13 protein-coding genes are annotated in these 15,107 nt (G+C 73.2%); 8 read left to right on the top strand and 5 right to left on the bottom strand.

Going from position 1 to position 15,107, the window contains the following annotated elements:
* Positions 1–56: 56 nt before the first annotated feature.
* Positions 57–1,199 (bottom strand): CapA family protein, encoded by a 1,143-nt coding sequence (locus tag ACTWP8_RS28155; RefSeq protein ID WP_443324964.1) that lies wholly within the window; start codon positions 1,197–1,199, stop codon positions 57–59.
* An 89-nt stretch (positions 1,200–1,288) separates the two neighbouring features.
* A complete protein-coding gene (locus tag ACTWP8_RS28150; protein WP_443324903.1) occupies positions 1,289–3,577 on the bottom strand; it encodes a hypothetical protein in 2,289 nt (762 codons plus the stop codon).
* Between the two features lie 232 nt (positions 3,578–3,809).
* On the opposite strand from ACTWP8_RS28150, the gene ACTWP8_RS28145 reads away from it, so the two are divergent.
* Positions 3,810–4,232, top strand: a complete 423-nt coding sequence (locus tag ACTWP8_RS28145; RefSeq protein ID WP_443324902.1) for a DUF6343 family protein — start codon at positions 3,810–3,812, stop codon at positions 4,230–4,232.
* A 23-nt stretch (positions 4,233–4,255) separates the two neighbouring features.
* Here ACTWP8_RS28145 and ACTWP8_RS28140 read toward each other — a convergent pair whose 3' ends face one another.
* The gene (locus ACTWP8_RS28140; protein WP_443324901.1) at positions 4,256–4,726 is read right to left on the bottom strand and encodes a DUF2267 domain-containing protein; all 471 of its coding nucleotides are present in this window, start codon (positions 4,724–4,726) and stop codon (positions 4,256–4,258) included.
* 158 nt (positions 4,727–4,884) lie between these two features.
* On the opposite strand from ACTWP8_RS28140, the gene ACTWP8_RS28135 reads away from it, so the two are divergent.
* Entirely contained in the window at positions 4,885–5,112 is a 228-nt protein-coding gene (locus ACTWP8_RS28135) for a DUF6480 family protein (RefSeq protein ID WP_443324900.1), read from the top strand.
* A gap of 75 nt (positions 5,113–5,187) precedes the next feature.
* Here the strand turns inward: ACTWP8_RS28135 and ACTWP8_RS28130 are convergent, their stop codons facing one another.
* A complete protein-coding gene (locus ACTWP8_RS28130) occupies positions 5,188–7,032 on the bottom strand; it encodes a transketolase (protein WP_443324899.1) in 1,845 nt (614 codons plus the stop codon).
* 255 nt (positions 7,033–7,287) lie between these two features.
* Between ACTWP8_RS28130 and ACTWP8_RS28125 the strand changes: the two genes are divergently transcribed.
* The 5 genes from ACTWP8_RS28125 to ACTWP8_RS28105 are packed head-to-tail and all read left to right on the top strand — an operon-like array spanning position 7,288 to position 11,094.
* Positions 7,288–9,015 (top strand): sensor histidine kinase, encoded by a 1,728-nt coding sequence (locus ACTWP8_RS28125; RefSeq protein ID WP_443324898.1) that lies wholly within the window; start codon positions 7,288–7,290, stop codon positions 9,013–9,015.
* 42 nt (positions 9,016–9,057) lie between these two features.
* Positions 9,058–9,495 (top strand): roadblock/LC7 domain-containing protein, encoded by a 438-nt coding sequence (locus ACTWP8_RS28120; RefSeq protein ID WP_443314936.1) that lies wholly within the window; start codon positions 9,058–9,060, stop codon positions 9,493–9,495.
* 2 nt (positions 9,496–9,497) lie between these two features.
* Positions 9,498–9,872, top strand: a complete 375-nt coding sequence (locus tag ACTWP8_RS28115; protein ID WP_443314937.1) for a DUF742 domain-containing protein — start codon at positions 9,498–9,500, stop codon at positions 9,870–9,872.
* Positions 9,850–10,452 carry a GTP-binding protein gene (locus tag ACTWP8_RS28110; RefSeq protein WP_443324897.1) on the top strand — a complete coding sequence of 201 codons (603 nt, stop codon included), beginning with the start codon at positions 9,850–9,852 and terminating at the stop codon, positions 10,450–10,452. Before ACTWP8_RS28115 ends, ACTWP8_RS28110 begins: the two co-directional genes overlap by 23 nt.
* A 45-nt stretch (positions 10,453–10,497) precedes the next feature.
* The gene (locus ACTWP8_RS28105; RefSeq protein ID WP_443324896.1) at positions 10,498–11,094 is read left to right on the top strand and encodes a GAF domain-containing protein; all 597 of its coding nucleotides are present in this window, start codon (positions 10,498–10,500) and stop codon (positions 11,092–11,094) included.
* Between the two features lie 100 nt (positions 11,095–11,194).
* Here ACTWP8_RS28105 and ACTWP8_RS28100 read toward each other — a convergent pair whose 3' ends face one another.
* Positions 11,195–12,430, bottom strand: coding sequence for an acyl-CoA dehydrogenase family protein (locus ACTWP8_RS28100; RefSeq protein ID WP_443324895.1), 1,236 nt, complete (start codon positions 12,428–12,430; stop codon positions 11,195–11,197).
* A gap of 607 nt (positions 12,431–13,037) precedes the next feature.
* Between ACTWP8_RS28100 and ACTWP8_RS28095 the strand changes: the two genes are divergently transcribed.
* Positions 13,038–14,930 (top strand): hypothetical protein, encoded by a 1,893-nt coding sequence (locus ACTWP8_RS28095; RefSeq protein WP_443324894.1) that lies wholly within the window; start codon positions 13,038–13,040, stop codon positions 14,928–14,930.
* Positions 14,931–15,107 lie beyond the last annotated feature (177 nt).

The following is a 15,107-nucleotide window of genomic DNA, read 5'->3' as shown; positions in this document are numbered from 1 at the left end:
AGAAGTCCGTAAGCGCGGAACGTCCGTAAGCGCGGACGTCCTGAGCCGCGGGGCGGTCAGCGGTCGGCCATGGTGAGGCCGTCGGCGGCCGCCCCGCGGCTCAGCACCGCCTTGCGGATGCCGTCCCGCACACGCCGGTAGTCGTCCCTGCCGGGGTCGCGGCGCAGCGCCTCGCCCAGATTCACCACCCGCCACGGCGGCCCGCGGTCCGTCATCTGCGGGATGAACTCGGCCTTCTTCACGGTCCACCGCTGCCCCTCCTCCCGCGGCGGCTCGAAGGTGAAGCGCGCTATGGAGCCATGGTTGCCGCGGGGGTCCTGCATCACGCCGGCGACCTGGTCGCCGAGGCCGTGGACGACCCAGGTGCCGTTGACCTTCTCGTACGCCTGCGGCACATGGTTGTGCGTGCCGATGACGAGGTCGATGTCGGGGCGGCCGCCGGACCGCGAGCGGGTCAGCCGGTCCGCCAGGTCCAGTTGCATCCGGTCCGGCTCCTCCTGCCACTCCGTGCCCCAGTGGACGCTCAGCACGACGACGTCGGCTCCGGCCCTGCGGGCCGCGCGGGCGTCCGCGAGGATCCGGTCCGGATCGATGCGGTTCACGGCCCAGGGCATGCCCTCGGGGAGGGGTATGCCGTTGGTTCCGTAGGTGTACGAGAGCTGGGCGACGGTGGCGCTGCCCGCGCGCAGCAGGGCGGGCTTCGACGCCTCCTGCGCCGAGCGTGCCGAGCCCACGTGGCGCAGCCGGGCCCTGTCCATGGTGTCGAGCGTGCGGCGTATCCCCGCGGCACCCGCGTCCAGGGTGTGGTTCGAGGCCGTCGAGCAGGAGTCGTAGCCCGTGTCCTTGAGGGCCTCCGCGACCTGGGGCGGCGAGACGAACGTCGGGTAGCCGGTGAACGGCCCGTCCGGCTCGCCGTAGGGAGTCTCCATGTGGCACAGCGCGATGTCCGCGGCCGAGACCACGGGTTGGACGCCCGCGAGGAGCTTGCGGAAGTCGTGGCCGCCGCCGTCCGCGTCCTGCTGTGCCTGCTTCATGATCGTCGGGTACGGGATGACGTCCCCGCTGGCCACGAGCGTGAAGCCGCGCTGCGGTCCGGACGGCCGCGCGGGCGCCGCCGTGCCGACGCCGGTGAGTGCCGACTTGGGTGGCGGGCCGCTGCACGCCGTGACGGCGGCGCCGAGCAGCGCACCGAGCGTCATCCATATGCCGTGGCGGCGCGTTCTGCGGCGCAGCGTCTTGTGGCACAGGGTCCTGTGGCGACTGGTCCGTTGGCTGCGTCGGTGCTTCCTCATCGGCCGGGCTCCCTGGTCTCGTTCCTGTTCCGGGACGAGCGGGCGGCGTTGAGGGCGTCCACGGCGCCCTTGGCGTCCCCGATCGTCGTGTAGTCGACGGCGACGAAGGTGACGGGCCTGCCGCGCTCCCGCTCACATGCGAGGGCGCGCTCCAGGACCCGGTCGCGGCTGTTGACCTCGCCGGCGTCCAGCCGGCTACCGCCGCCCGCGGTGACGAAGTGGTTGAGGAGGAACAGCCGCTTGTCCCGGCCGCCCCTGTTGGGCGCGCAGCTCATCTCCCGCGGGCTGCGGAAGGAGAACGGGGTCTCCATCGCGTACCGGTAGAAGTTCCGGTACCAGGGCGCGGGGCCGTCGGCCCGCTCGGCGAAGACCACCAGGCGCCGCCCGTCGCGGACCATCTCGCCGAGCGTCGGCCAGGGCCGCGCGGGGTCGTCGTCCGGCACGTACAGCAGGCGCTCGAGGCCGGCCTCGCGGAAGGCCCGTACGGTCTCGTCGCCGCCGACGCCGTCCTGCACGATCAGGGTGACGACCTCGGTCGGGTGGTCCTCCAGCCAGGCTCCGACCATCCGGAGCGTGGGCACGAGAGCGACCGCGCCGCCCCGGCACATGGCGTGGCACAGCCACAGCCCGCCGCGCGGCGGGCTGACCCGGGTGATGAACCGGGTGAGCCCTGCGCCCGTGCCGGAGAGACGGCCGTGGAGGCCGGAGCCCCTGACCCGGTCCGCCACCTCCTCGGGCGTCTCCCAGGTGTGCGTGTCGATGAGCAGCGCGCGCACTCCCGCGTCGAGCTGGGCTGTGATGCCGCGGTCCTGGAGCGGGCCGATGAACCGGTCCTCGGTGGAGGCCATGGCGTTGTGGGCGGCGAGCTGGGCCACCTCGTCGTAGCGCCGCTCGCAGAGGGCGGGCGAGCCCTGGCAGCGGCGGATCGCCGAGCCGCCGATCGCGGTGGGGGCGAGCGCCGCGCCCGCGGTGGCGAGCGCGGCGACGCCCGCGGTCACGGCCCACGCGCGCGTGGGCCGGGGCACCGGCGATCCGGCGGCGCGGCGCCTGCCCGCGGCCCGCCACAGCAGACCGGTCCCGGCCGTGAGGAGCCCGGCGGCCAGGGGCACGGCGGCGGCCAGCAGACCGGCCTCGAGCAGCCGGTCGGCGGCCGTGGTCTGCACATCCTCGACGAGCCGCGCGAGCGAGGGCGGCCAGGAGGCGGACGGCTCGGGCATGGCGTCCCCGGCGAAGAGCCGGCCGATGCCCGCGCCCGCGGCGGCGAGCGCCCCGCCGGTGGCCACGGCCGCGCCGGTGGCGGTCAGTCGGCGGGCGAGCGTGCCGGGCACGGCCGCCCAGAGCGCCAGGAGCCCGCTCGCCCCGAGGATCACGGCCAGTGTCTGGACAAGGCCCATGCCCAGCTGGGCGATGGAGCGCGCCTTGCGGACCAGGGCGATCCCGTCCGGGTCGCGGTCCTCGAGGTCGGCGACGACCTGCCAGCGCGTCCCCTCCCGCAGGAGGAGGAGTTCCCCGGCACCGGCCCGGTCACCGTCGCCGCCCTGCGGCGGCGGGCCCGCCGGCGTCCGGGCCGGCGGGCTGCCCCCGGTACCGAGCGCCGCGGCAATGCCGGAACGCAGGGTGTCGCGGGCCTCGGCGGGTACGGCCGACAGCAGGGCCTCGGTGACGGCGGGCAGGTCCGGGTGGGCGAGCACGCCTGGCGGCAGCGCGGCGGCCGCCCGCTGCCCCTCGGCCCCGGGCCCGAGGTCGTGGACCGCCCCGCGCAGGCCCGCCGCGATCGCGTCCACATCGTCCGCCGGCCACTCCTCCACCGCGGCGATCAGGTCGCCGAAGTAGATCCGGATCAGGTCCTCGAAGTTGGCCAGCACCGGCTTGAGGTCGGCGGTCAGCCGCAGCGCGGGCCGCTCCCCGCGCAGATACCCCACCGCGTTGCCGATCTGCTGGTCGGCCAGGGCCCGTACGGCCTCGGGCGGCAGGACGGTCTTGAGGTTGGAGGTGACGACGCCCTGCGGCACGGGGAGGCGGGCCAGCATCTCGCGGGTGACGGCGGAGGACTCCGGGTCCACCAGCACCTCGTCGTAGAGCCGGTCGTACGCCCTCTGCTCGTCCAGTACCCCTTGGTAGAAGGAGCGGTTGAGGGCGGTGCTGCGCGCGGTGCCGACGGCGACGAGGGCGACCGTCGAGATCACGACCGAGAGGAAGGCCACCCAGCAGGCCGCCCTGCGCCGCCACGGCCGGCGGGCGAGCGCCGTGCTGCCGGCCGGAGCCGGTATGTGCGTACGGCTCATGGTCCTCTCTTCGGTCGCTCCTCCTCTCCGACCCTGGGAGGTGCGCCACCGGGCGGCCAGCCGCGGGAGCCCAAGCGGGTGAAGGCGTTGGGGGCGGGCCAGGGCCGGGCGTGGGCAAGGGCATAGGGCCGGGTGCGAAGCGGTGCGGAGGCCGTGCGGAAGGCCGGGCGGAAGGCTGGGCGGCCTACTCTGGGAAGTGCAGATGGTGCGTGCCCCATGACGGGAGGACGCCATGCGCGACGACAGGCAGGAGCCGGGCCACGCCACCCCGGAGGTTCCGCCGGAGAGGCCGGATCTCCCGGCCTTCCCCGAGGACCCGAACGCTCCGGTCTCCCCCGACGACCCGAACGCCCCGGTCCCCCGGTCGCGCTCCGGCATGTACGGCCGCAGGCATCCACGGGCCGGCACCGAACCGGTCACGGCCCGCAGCGCGCTCGGGCTGCGGATGGTGCTGGCCGTGATCTACACGCCGGTCTTCCTGGCCGGTGCCGTGCTCTTCGCGATCTGGGGGGCCAGGTCCGACGCGGGCAGCTCACCCAGCTCGGGGGCGCTCGGGGCGATCGCGATCGTCTGCGCGGTGCTCTCGCTGCTGGCGCTGACGGACCTCTTGGTCGTGGAGCATCGCCTCAAGCGCGAACGGGGCCCGCGCCGCTGACCGTACGGCGGACAGCCGGGGGGTCAGCCGGACTCCGCGCCTTCCAGTCCTTCCAGGCCTTCACCGCGGGCAGCCCGCTCCTCGGGCAGCAGCGCCCGGATGTCGCCCGGCAGCGACTCGTACAGCTTCTCCATCAGCTCGGGGCTCACGGCCGAGTCCAGCACCTCGAAAAGGGCGGTCGCCTCGCGGATGGCCTCCTCCTCGTCGGTCCCCGCGCGCCAGGCGATCCGGCCCAGGAAGACGGTGAGGTCGAAGCGCTCGCCGTGGTTGCGCCGGTACGCCCGCTCCTCCGGCGAGCCCTCGTGGGAGGCGGCAACGCGGCGCAGGGCCTCCGCGGCCTCGCCCGGGAGCTGGGCCGCAAAGTGGTCGGCCAAGCCGTCGGGAACCCGCTCGGCGAGGGTCTCCAGGGTGGCCCGCACGGCCCGTTCCGCGGACTGCCGGTCCGGCAGCTGCGCCCGTGCCTGAACCTGGCCCGCCAGTTGGTCGTAGCGCATGATCAGCACCGCCTCGGATAAAAATGCCTCACGTCGGCGTCCCCCGTTCCCCTTCCCCGAGTGACCCGAGCGGGCCGCTCGACACCGCCTTGAGTGCTGCCGTAGGGATTCCGGGTCCCGGGAGGTGTGAAACGGCGGCGGCTGCCCACTCGGGGGCCATGAACAACAAGCATCCGGAACCCGGAACCCAGCCTGTTCCCGGCACCCCCGAGCCGGGCGGCGTCCCACCCGAGGAGACGCCGCAGGGAGAGGGCGGCCTCTCCGGCGCCGGGCCGCGGGAGACGTACAACCCGGCCAAGGGCTGGGGCGTGTGGCCGCTGATCGTCCTGATGGCCGTGGTCGTGCTCTTCGCGGTGTTCTTCATCGTCGGCTACGCCACCCGCTGAGCAGGTACGCCGGCATCGCGGGCCGAGCCAGTACGGGCGGCCAGGAGAAGCGCCTCAGCCCGCTGTGCCGGCGATTCAGCCCGGAGTGCCGACGATGTCGGCCAGCCTGCGGGCAGCCGCCACGATGGCATCCGCGTCGATGTCGGCGGCGTGCAACTGCTCCGCGGGCGTGCTGGACGCGGGCAGGGTGCGTACCGCCAGCCGGGCCAGCCGGGGTACGGGCCTGCCGTCCGCGAACGCCTCCGCCACCGCGTCGCCCAGGCCGCCCTCGGGGTGGTGGTCCTCGACCGTGAGCAGGCACCCGGTCGCGTCCGCCGCCGCGCGCAGCGCCTCGCCGTCCACAGGCTTGAGCGAGTAGAGGTCGATCACGCGCGTGTGGAGGCCCTCCCCGTCGAGCCGCTCCGCCGCCGCCAGCGCCTCATGGACCGTCACCCCGGCGGCGACCAGCGTGACCCGGTCCTCGTCCGAGGCGCGCAGCACCTTGCTGCCGCCGATCGGGAACTCTTCGTCGGGCCCGTAGAGGACCGGGGTGTCGCCGCGGGTGGTGCGCAGGTAGCCGATGCCGGGGCGGTCGGCGAGCGCGGCCACCAACTGGGCGGTCTGGTTGGCGTCGCACGGGTAGAGCACGGTGCTGCCGTGGAGGGAGCGGAAGAGCGCGAGGTCCTCGAGCCCCATCTGGGAGGGACCGTCCTCGCCGATGGAGACACCGGCGTGCGAGCCGGCCACGGCGAGGCGGGCGCGGCTCACCGAGGCCATGCGCAGGAAGTCGTGCGCGCGGGTGAGGAAGGCCGCGAAGGTGGCGACGTACGGGATCCAGCCGCGGGCCTGCATGCCGACCGCGGCGGCGACCATCTGCTGCTCGGCGATGTAGCACTCGAAGTACCGGTCGGGGTGGTCCTTGGCGAAGAACTCCGCCCGGGTCGAGTCGCCGACCTCGCCGTCGAGGGCGACCACGTCGGAGCGCGCCGCGCCGAGCGCCGCGAGGGCCTGCCCGTACGCGGTGCGGGTCGCCGCCTTCTCGCCGATGCCGTAGCGCGGCAGCTCCAGGGGGAACGCGGGGCGCTGCGGGTCGTGCACCTCGGGCGGGGCGTGCACCTCGACCCGCAGGTCGCGTACGCCGCCGAGCTCGGCCACGGCCTCCGCCGCGTCCGGCAGCGGCTTGCCGTGGAACCCCTCCCGGTCCTCAACGGCCGCCACGCCCCGGCCTTTCAGGGTGCGGGCGATGATCGCGGTGGGCCGCCTGGCCGTGACCCTGGCCTTTGCGTACGCGTCGTCGATCGCGGCGGTGTCGTGCCCGTCGATCTCGACCGTGTGCCAGCCGAAGGCCTGGATGCGGCGGGCGTACGCGTCGAGGTCCCACTCGTGGCGGGTCGGTCCGCGCTGCCCCAGCCGGTTGACGTCGACGACGGCCGTGAGGTTGTCGAGCCGCTCGTGTCCGGCGTGCTCGAACGCCTCCCACATCGAGCCCTCGGCCAGCTCGCTGTCGCCGCACAGCACCCAGACTCGGTACGGCAGCCGGTCGAGCCGCTTGCCCGCCAGGGCGAGGCCGACGCCGACCGGCAGGCCCTGCCCGAGCGAGCCGGTGGCCACCTCGACCCACGGCAGCTGCGGCGTCGGGTGCCCCTCGAGCCGGCTGCCGAGCCTGCGGAAGCTGAGCAGCTCGTCGTCGGGGACCGCGCCCGCCGCCTTGAACAGGGCGTAGAGCAGGGGCGAGGCATGGCCCTTCGAGAAGACCAGGTGATCGTTGCCGGGGTGTTCCGGCCGGTCGAAGGAGTACTGGAGGTGGTTCGCCAGCAGTACGGCCATGAGGTCCGCCGCGGACATCGACGACGTCGGATGGCCGGATCCGGCGGCGTCGGCGGCGCGGACGGCGTCGACGCGGAGCTGCTGCGCCAGCTCGTGCAGTTGTTCGTGATCCATGTCGGTCCTCCCCGCTCAGGACTGCGGGCGAGTACCCGGCTCCCGGGACACCACACGGAGAAACGCAGGCGGAATCGTTCCTGCAGGTCAACGAACCTGCATTCGACACCAACTGATCTCTGTGTGATTACGTACGCCGAATGAGGGTGGCGTAGGGTAGCGAAGCCACCAACTGTCCGATCGTGTACCCGCGTTGACGGTTAGCCTGACGTGCGCCTGCCGCGTGTCCCGTACTGGCTGATCGAGAGGACCCCGATGCCTGAACCTCCAACCTATGCCGCGCGCCCGGAATCCGGGCGGCCGATCGCGGCGGCCCCCACAGGTAAGAGGCACGGCAGGCCACCAGCCCATGAGACGGCGGCCGACTCCGCCACCCGGGCCCGCCTGGTGCGCCTCGCCGTGCTCCCCGCCGCCCTCGTCTCCGTACTCTCGGCGGCTGTCGTCATCTTCGTCCTGCGCTCCCAGGAGGGCTACGCGGACGCGGCGACCTGGGGCGTGCTGACCGGTGCCGCCGTCCTCGGCGCCGGCGTCCTGCTGGGCGGCGCCATCGCGGGCGACGCCGAGGCCCGTACCGTGTCCCGGCGGCTCTCCGCGCTGCGCCGGTCCGGCGCCCGAGCCCAGTCGGACCTGCAGGAGCTGCTGCAGCGGCTCGGCCGCGGCGAGCGGCTGCAGCAGCGCCCGTTCGCCCCGCTCCCCCGGCCGGAGGGCGACACCATCGACCTCCTCGCCCACGAACTGACCCTGGCCCAGCGCCAGGCGGAGGCGGCCGTCGTACAGGCGACGCAGCTGGTACGGGGCACCGCCGGCGGCAGCGAGGAGAAGGTCGAGGTCTTCGTCAACCTCGCCCGGCGGCTGCAGTCCCTGGTGCACCGCGAGATCGAGCTTCTGGACGAGCTGGAGAACGAGGTCGAGGACCCGGACCTGCTCAAGGGCCTCTTCCACGTCGACCACCTGGCGACCCGCATCCGGCGGCACGCCGAGAACCTCGCGGTGCTCGGCGGCGCCATCTCCCGCCGCCAGTGGAGCCGCCCGGTGACCATGACGGAGGTGCTGCGTTCCTCGATCGCCGAGGTCGAGCAGTACTCGCGGGTCAAGCTCGTGCCGCCGATCGAGGGCACGCTGCGCGGCCACGCGGTCGCGGACGTCATCCACCTGCTGGCCGAACTGGTCGAGAACGCCACGGTGTTCTCCGCCCCGCAGACCCAAGTCCTGCTGCGCGCCCAGAAGGTGACCGCCGGGCTCGCAGTCGAGGTCGAGGACCGGGGGCTCGGCATGCCGCGGGAGGAGCAGATGCGGATGAACGCGCTGCTCGCCGACCCGGACCACATCGACGTCGGCAAGCTGCTGCAGGACGGCCGGATCGGCCTGTTCGTGGTCTCCGCGCTGGCCCGCAGGCACGGCATCCTCGTGCAGTTGCAGAGCAACATCTACGGCGGTGTCCAGGCCGTTCTGGTGGTGCCGCAGGGCCTGCTGGGCGACGAGGCCTCGGAAGCGCACCAGGCCGCCGCGGACGGCGGCGCGCAGCCGGCCGCGCACCCGCCTGCCCACCAGGCCGCCGCGCCGGCCGCTCCCACCGCTCCCTCCGTGCAGCAGCCGGCTGCACAGCCGGCCGTGGCACCGTCGCCGCCCCTGGCGCATCCGCAGCCCGAGCCCCTGGCCATGCCCACTCCCATTCCGCAACAGCACGCCCGCGCCATGGAACCTGCCGCACCGCGCGACCGTGGTCCCGCCCTTCCGCATGACCGTGAGGGCACGGGCGGTGCCCCCAACACCGATGCCAGGGACGAGCGGCCGCAACTGCCGCGGCGTCGCAGGCAGGAACACCTCGTCCCGGAGCTCCGGGACACACCGACCGCTCGCTCAACGGGGGACGAGCGGGAGGCGGAGCACGACCCGGGCCTGATGGCCGCGTTCCGGCGGGGTTTCAGTCTCGCCGAGACTCCTGACGCTTCCGACGAGAGTCCCGCCGACAGCTCTCGTTAACCAGCAGGCTCCGCATTCACCCCCAAGGAGAAGAACGCCACCATGGTGAGCGACATGCGTACCGGCCAGACCACTGATCTCTCCTGGCTCCTGACCGGCCTCGTCCAGCGTGTACCACACACCCGTAACGCACTTCTGCTGTCCTCCGACGGACTGGTGAAGGCCGTCCACGGCCTGGAGACCGACGCCGCCGACCACATGGCCGCCCTGGCCTCAGGGCTCTACTCCCTCGCCCGCAGCGCCGGTATGCGGTTCGACAACGGCGGCGAGGTGCGCCAGGTGGTGGTGGAGCTCGACACCGCCCTGCTGTTCGTGTCCACCGCCGGCTCCGGTGCCTGCCTCGCCGTCATGGCCGAGAGAGAGGCCGACGCGGCCGTACTCGGCTACGAGATGGCGATGCTGGTCAAGAGCGTCCGACCGTATCTGGCCACGCCCGCCCGTCAGCCGGCCGGCAGCGCTCCGCGCGACGCGGGGCGCTGAGGATGGCCGAGGCGCAGGACGGGATGTGGCTGGACGATGAGGCCGGTCGCTTAGTCCGGCCGTACACCGTCAGCAATGGGCGCACCCGTCCGACTGCGCACTTCGACCTTCTCACCATGGTGATGGCCACCGGCTCCCAGCCGCAGAGCTACCTCGGCCCGGACCACGCCCAGGTCCTCGGGCTGTGCGGCGGCCCCATGTCGGTGGCCGAGGTGGCCGCCCACGTGCGGCTGCCCGCCGTCGTCACCAAAGTCCTGCTGTCCGACCTCGTGGACTGCGGGGCGCTCACCACCCGGGCGCCCCGTGCCCTCGAGACATCCCCGAGCGATAGAGACCTCCTGGAGGCGGTGCTGCATGGTCTACGCAAGCGGCTCTGACCCCTTTCCCACCGCCCTGAAGATCCTCATCGCGGGCGGCTTCGGGGTGGGGAAGACCACCTTCGTCGGAGCGGTGAGCGAGATCGAACCGCTGAGCACCGAGGAGTTGCTGACCCAGGTCAGCGCTCGCACGGACAGCCTGGAGGGGGTCGAGGAGAAGACGACCACCACCGTGGCGATGGACTTCGGCCGCATCACCCTCGACAGGGACCATGTGCTCTACCTGTTCGGCACGCCCGGACAGGAGCGGTTCTGGTTCATGTGGGACGAGCTGTCGAACGGCGCCCTCGGGGCCGTCGTGCTCGCCGACACCCGCAGACTGGACCACTGTTTCGCCGCCGTGGACTTCTTCGAGCGGCGCGGGATCGGCTTCATCGTGGCCGTGAACGAGTTCGACGGCGCGTATCGGTACGACGCGGACGAGGTCCGCGCGGCCATAGATCTCAAACCCGATGTGCCCGTCGTGATGTGCGACGCCCGGCAGTGCAACTCCAGCACCCGCGTGCTGGTGTCACTCGTACAGCACCTGCTCAGCTCCGCCGCCGGCTCGCCGGCGGCGGTGCCCGACCCGCTGCGCTGACCGTCCGGCAGGCGCAGCCGAATCCGCAGTCGAACGGAGCTCCCCATGTCCGCCCCCATCCCATACACCCAGCAGTACGACCCGACGAGCCATCTGCTCCTCACGCCCGAGGACGGCGAGGCGCCGGCCCGGGTGGCCAGGCTGCGCGATCTCGGGCTCGGCGACACCCCGGTCCCGGAGTTCGATGATTTCGCCCGGGAACTGGCCCGCATCACCGGGGCGCCATACGCGATGGTCAACTTCATCGACGAGCACCGGCAGTACTTCGCCGGGCTCTACACCCCGGCCGAGGGCCAGGCGGGGGTGGAGCTGGGGCCCGCACCGCAACAGGCCCAGCCGGGCCGGGTGATGGCGCGGGATCACGGCTACTGCCCGCACGTCGTCGTGCGGCGCAAGGCACTGGTGCTGGAGGACGTCTGCGACTACCCGCGGTTCGCCGGGAATCCGGTCGTGGACGAGATCGGCATCCGGTCGTATCTGGGTGCCCCGCTCATCGACCGTACGGGTATGGCGCTCGGCACGATCTGCGTCGTGGATCAGGAGCCGCGGCCGTGGGGGCGGCAGGGCCTGGAGACCATCAAGTCGATGGCGTCCCAGCTGGTCGAGCGGATTCACCGCCTGGAGGCTGGAGGCGAGATCTGAGCGAGGTGTGGGGGATTCGCCCGCACGGCGCTCTCCGCGCGCGGGCGCCTGAAACCGGGAGCCGCGGGCACAGCACTGTGTCCGTGGCTCCCTTCACGATTCACACCGCGTGCTCCGCGGTCCGCAGCTGCTCTTCCAGCTGCTCGATCTGCTCCAACTGCAGCATGTCCGCGAGCCGCTCGGACCACTGACCCTTCGCCGTGCCCAGTGCCAGCTCGCCGAGGCGCAGGAGCTGGATGTCAGAGGTGCCTGCCGGGGCGAAGATGTGGAAGGCGTCCCGCAGATAGCGCTCTATCGGGCGGTCGGTGAACAGACCGCAGGCGGCGTGGATCTCCATGGCGTTGCGGGCCGAGTCGAGTGCGTACTCGACGTTGAGGAGCTTGGCGTTCATCAGCTCCGCGTCACACGGCAGCCCGCTGTCGAGCAGGTGCACGGCGTGGTAGGCGGCCAGGCGTGCGGTCATCAGCCGGGACTGCATCTTCCCGAGCTTCAGCTTGATGTTGTTCAGCTCGCCGAGCGGCTTGCCGAAGCGCTCGCGCTCGATGCAGAAGGCAGTCGTCTCGTCCAGGATCGCCTGGTGGATGCCGAGGGATACGGCGGTGAGGTTGGGCCGCCCGTAGAGGATGCTGGATGAGTATGCGACGGCCAGGCCCTGTCCCTCATCCCCCAGCAGATTCGCTGCGGGGACACGGCAGTTGTCGAAGAGCAGCTCCCCGAAGCTGAAGCCGTGCAGGCCCATGGCGGGCTGCTGTTCGGCCAGGGAGAAGCCCGGGGCGTCGGCCTCGACGAGGAAGGCCGACAGCCCCTTGGAGCCGGGTCCTGTGCGGACGACGACGCCGTGCAGGTCGCCGACGTGGCTGTTGCCGACGAAGACCTTGCGGCCGTTGAGGATGTAGTCGTCACCGTCGCGTACGGCGGTGCTGCCCATCCCCAGAACGTGGCCGCCCGACTCGGGTTCTGTGACCGCGATGGTCGGCAGGCAGTCGCCCGACGCGATGCGGGGCAGCCAGGTCTTCTTCTGGATGTCGTTGCCGAAGTGGATGATCTTGGCGACGCCGAGTTGGGAGGCCTGGACCATGGCTCCCATCGCGCCGCTGACACGGGAGAGTTCCTCGATGATGATCGTCTTGGCCAGGTGTCCGGCGGCCATTCCCCCGTACGCCCCATCGATGGTGACTCCGATCCAGCCCTGACGGGCGATCAGCCGGGACAGTTCGTGGGAGACGGTGCGCGATGCCTCCATCCCGGCTATGCGGGGCCGTACTTCGCGCTCTGCGAATTCGTGTACGCGGTAGCGCAGATCCTGGTGGTAGCGATTGGTGAAATAGCGTTCCACGACGAGCCCTCCTCCGCGCTTCCCCCGCGTCCTGTGGGACGTGGAGGTCCTTCGTCGGGCAGTGGTTCCCCGTCCACCAGGCTGGCCGACTGCAATATCGTCTACAAGTCGACCTCAGGAGCCAAGATCGTTTGTTGGCTTTGGCTGAAACCGTGTGTGTTGCGTTCTGGGCTCAACTGTGCGATGGACACTCAAAGTTGTTCACTATCTGATACGCATTCGGCTGGTGATGTGCGGGTGCGAGCGTAACCGACGCGACCCCACCGCTGGCCTGCCCACCAGGCAATTGCCGGACGGGCAGGCGAGCGTGCACCGCTCGGGATCTGACACGGGAGCGTACCTGGCCAGCCACGCGAGGTTTGCCGCTCCGCCCTTCCTGGTTTCGGCCGTGACCGAAAGGAGCTCAGGGGCACTTTGGGGGCGCGCGCCTGCTTCCGCGCGCCCCCTTGACGGAGCCGGCAGCGGGCTCGCGGCGCCTCGCACTCATCCGGCGGCGTGGCAGGTAGGTGCCTCGCGCGCGGGTCCGAACCCCGGTGCCGCATGACGAACCGGGCGGCGGAGCAGGACCGTTACTGCACCCGGCCCCGCCTGCGGATACGGTGCTCTTGTGGCAGACAGCGGGGACGGGATCGAACAGGACGGGCGCGGGAGGGCGCCGGGGGCGGCGCTGCTCATGGCGGCGGCCCCCGTCGGCAAGGGCCGCCTGATGGACGCGGCGGCGGCGCTGCCCGCGCTGGCGGCCGTACCGCCGGGGGTGCTCACGGGGGCGGGGGGCGGGAGCGTGGTGGAGCTGGTCGACCCGGCGGACCCGCAGGTCGTCCTGACCCGCCTCCGTACGGCCGCGGCCTCCCCCGGGCCGCTGCTGATCCACCTCATCGGGCAGTTGACGCTCGACCGCAAGCAGCAGTTGCCGCATCTGGCGCTCGCGCGGACGACGGCGGCGACGGTCCGGTACACCGGGTTCCCCTGGCACTGGCTGGCCGTCGAGCTGGCGCACCGCCCGCCAGGCAGCACGGCGCTCTTCGCCGACCTGGTGGCCGACGCGGGCGCCTGGACCCGCCTCCGGGCCGAGCCCGGCCTGCTCCTGACGGCGGGCCTCCGGTTCTACGGCACGGTGTCCCCACCCCCGGACCGCCGGACTGTCGCATCCCCCGCCTACAGCCGTGCCGTCGCCGAACTCCTCCGCCCCGCGAACACCCGCCCGCCGCTGGCCGAGCTCCACCGCCTCGCGATGACCGTGGCGGGCGCCCACCCGGACGCCTGGCACCTGGAAGGCACGGACGCGGTCACCTCGCCGCCGACGGCGGGCCTGTCCACGCTGCCCCCGGGCATCGCCGCGGCCCCGGGACCGGGCGCGGCGGGACCGGGCGCCGCCGGACCGGGCGCCGCGGGACCGGGCGCCGCCGGACCGGGCGCCGCGGGCCCTTGGCACGGGGCGACCCGCGACGGCCGGGACGCCCAGCACCCAGGCGCTGCCGTACCGGGCCTGCCGCACGGAGGGGCGGGTACGCGGCCCGTCGGCGTGCCTCACCCGGAGCCGCACGCGCCAACCCCCGGTCCGGCTCACGAAGCCGCCAACAGCAGCGCCCCGCCCCAGCTCGCCGCGAGCGCCGACGGCTCCACCGCAGCGCCTGTTCCTGACCGCAACAGAGCCGGCGGTCGGTCCGACGGCCCGGACAACCACAGCGCGGCCCCCCAGCCCGCTGCGCACCACGACGCCGCCCACGCGCAGCCCACCCCCGGCTCCGGCGGTCCGGGCGCGCCGTCCGACGCCGCCCCAACGGCCCCGGCGCAGCAGACGACCAGCGAGCCGGCGCGGCCGCATGGCGAGCAACACCCGCCGTATCCGCCGGTCGACTCCGCCACCGCGGCTGCCCAGCGTGCCCCCGGCCACGACAGCCTCGGCGCGCAGCCGGACCCCGGTTCTGTCGGCACCGGTGCGCCGGGCGCGCTGCCGCCGGACGCACCGGAGGCGACGGCGGGCGTGCCGTACGGCGCCCCCGGCACGACGCCTGCCGCCCCTGCGACGCCCGCCGCATCGCCGTCCGTACCGCCACGCCCCGACGCCGTGCCGGATCCGCATCCTGCGATCTTGGCTGCGGCGCGGGAAGGGCGGCACGGGGAGGCGGCGGCCATGGCCGCCGCCTGGGAGCAGCAGGCGCTGCGGGCGCACGGGGCCGGTTCCGCCGAGGCCGTGCACTGGCTGGAGGTACGGGCCGACCTGGCGCGGCTCGCCGCCGACTTCGGGCGGTCCTGCGAGCTGTGGACGGCCGCGGCGACCGCCCGGCTGCGGCAGGGCGAGCCCGTGGACGCCCCCGATGTCGTGGCCGCGGTCGACCGCGCGCACCACTGCTGGGAGCAGCTCGGCGACGCGGCGGCGGCCCGGGGCCTGGCGGGCCACCTGATGGAGGTACGGCGCCGGGTGCCGGGGCCGCGTCCCGGCGCGGTGGAGGCGCTGGAGCGCCGGGTGGACGGGCTGAACGGCGTCGCGACCAGCTGAGCCGACCGAGGCGGACCCGGGACCGGCCGCGACGCTTCCCAGGCGGACCCGAGGAGATTCCACGGCGGAGACGAGGCGATTCCCAGGCGATTCCCGGGACGGATCCGAGATGGCTGAGCCCGGCCGTACGACCACCGGGCGGACCGAGCCGTAATCCCCCCTCCCCCGGGAACACGT

Origin of the sequence: Streptomyces sp. 7N604 (assembly GCF_052245475.1) — a bacterium.
GTDB lineage: Bacteria > Actinomycetota > Actinomycetes > Streptomycetales > Streptomycetaceae > Streptomyces.
This window is presented reverse-complemented; position numbering and strand designations above follow the sequence as displayed.